Origin of the sequence: Micromonospora sp. NPDC049799 (assembly GCF_040656655.1) — a bacterium.
Lineage (GTDB): Bacteria > Actinomycetota > Actinomycetes > Mycobacteriales > Micromonosporaceae > Micromonospora.
This window is the reverse complement of the sequence record NZ_JBFAMU010000699.1, coordinates 1-2,110: the sequence shown is the minus strand read 5'-3', so window position 1 is coordinate 2,110 and position 2,110 is coordinate 1. Positions and strand designations below refer to the sequence as shown.

The window sequence follows — 2,110 nt, the reverse complement described above, 5'->3', positions numbered from 1 at the left end:
ACCGGCGGCCCCTGGGGGCGGGGGGGGGGGCCGCCGGGGCGGGGGGGGTCCCCGCGGGGGGGGCCCCCCCCCGCGACCCGGTGGCGGTGTGGGCGACGGCGGCGGCCGACATGGTGCTGAGCTACCTCGCGCTGACCCGGCTCGGCGCGATCCCGGCGCTGATGAACGGCCGGCTGCGGCCGGAGATCGCGGCCGAGTACGTCCGCCGCCTGCGCGGCGTCGGTGTGCTCGCCGACGACGCCCACGTCGCGCTGCTCGCCGGGCACGACCTCGGTGTGCCGGTCATCGGCACGCCCGCCGAGGCGGGCACCGGGGACCCGGCCGCCGCGCCCGCGCACTACCGGCACCACCCGGACGACCCGATCGTCATCACCCACACGTCCGGCACCACGGGCGTGCCGAAGGCGGTGCTGCACTCGCACGCCAGCCTGTTCGCCGCGACCCGGCACCTGCTGTCGATGCCGCAGGCGCAGGGCACCCGCCGGATCCTCAACGCGCTGCCCGCCCCGCACACCGCCACCGTGCTGATGGTCAACCAGGCCCTCGGCAACTCCGCGGAGATGTTCCTCCTCTCCGACCAGGGCGGCGAGCGGGTGCTGGACGCGATCCAGCGGTGGCGGCCCGACGGGGTGTTCGGCTTCTCGGTCACCTGGGCGGAGCTGGCCCGGTTCGACCTGTCGGCGTACGACCTGGACTCGGTGCGGTTGTGGTTCAACACCGGGGACAGCTCGCACGAGCCGCACATCCGTCGGCTGGTGGCGGTCGGCTCCCGGGACGTCATGACCCGCGACGGTGTGACCCGCGTGCCCGGGTCGGTCTTCATCGACGGGCTCGGCTCCAGCGAGATGGGGCACTCGATGTTCCACGTCACCCACACCCGCGACACCGACCGGTACGGCCGCTGCATCGGCCGTCCCTACCGGTTCACGAAGGTGGCCGTCCTCGACGCGCACGGCGACCCGGTGCCGGCCGGCGAGGTGGGCTGGCTCGGCATCGACTCGCCGTCGCTGTTCCGGGGCTACTGGAACGACGCGGTGACCACGTACCGGTTCCGCCAGCGTGGCTGGTACCTCACCGGCGATCTGGTGTACGCCGACGAGGAGGGCCGGTACTACCACGTGGACCGGGCGGTCGACGCGGTCGACGCCGGCGGCGGGAAGCGGTTCTACACGGCGCTGTCGGAGGAGCGGGTCCTCGCCTCCTGCCCGGACGTCACCGACTGCACGGTGGTCATCGTCCGCGAGGGCGACACGGTGGTCACCGACGTGCTGCTGGAGCTGGCCGCCGGTGCGGACGGGACCGAGGACCGCACCGAGCGGGTGCGCGCCGCGCTCGGCGCGGACGTGGGGGCGACGCTGCGCCGGGTGGTGCCGGTCCGCTCCGACGACATCCCGGTCACCGTCACCGGGAAGGTCCGCAAGGTCGTGCTCCGGGAGCGCTACCTCAGCGAGGCGTCCTCATGAGCGCCGTGATCACCGGAATGGGGCTGTTCACCCCGGCCGGACGGGGTGTCTACGCCACGTTCGACGCGCTGTGCGCCGGCAAGTCCGGGCTGGCCCGACCGCCGGAGGACCATCCGGCCGCCGGAAGCCTGGAGGTCGCCGGGGTGCTGCCGGACGTCGACGCGCGTACCGTCGCCTCCGGCCCGGAGGCCAAGGTGCTCGACCGGATCGTTGTCCTCGCCCTGCTCACCGCCGCCGAGGCGCTCGCCGACGCCGGCATCGAGGTGGGCCGGGACGTCGCCCCGGACCGCGTCGCGGTCATCGTCGGCGGCGTCGGTGGCATGGCCACGCTGGAGAGGCAGGTGCTGGCCCGGGCCGAGCGGGGCCGGGCGGCGGTCAGCCCGTACCTGCTCACCGGGATCCTGCCGAACATGCCCTCGGCGCGGATCGCCATCCGGTACGGCATCCGCGGTTACAGCTCGTCGGTCGGTACGGCCTGCGCCTCCGGCGCCCAGGCGGTCGCCGACGGGGTCCGGCTGATCCGCGCCGGGGAGGCCGACGTGGTGCTCTGCGGGGCCAGCGAGGCGCCGCTGTTCCCGACCTTCGCCGACACCTTCGGCAACGCCCGGGCCCTCGCCCGGGGGTGGGACGACCCCACGGCGGCCAGC

The 2,110-nt window shown here is 75.0% G+C and carries 1 protein-coding gene and 1 pseudogene; both read left to right on the top strand.

Annotated elements, in window-relative coordinates; genetic code table 11:
• Positions 1–68: 68 nt before the first annotated feature.
• Positions 69–1,463, top strand: a pseudogene (locus AB0I76_RS28455) (class I adenylate-forming enzyme family protein); the annotation flags it as partial.
• On the top strand, positions 1,460–2,110 hold a 651-nt coding region (locus tag AB0I76_RS28450; RefSeq protein WP_357041784.1), incomplete at its 3' end, for a beta-ketoacyl synthase N-terminal-like domain-containing protein. The pseudogene AB0I76_RS28455 and the gene AB0I76_RS28450, both read left to right, overlap by 4 nt.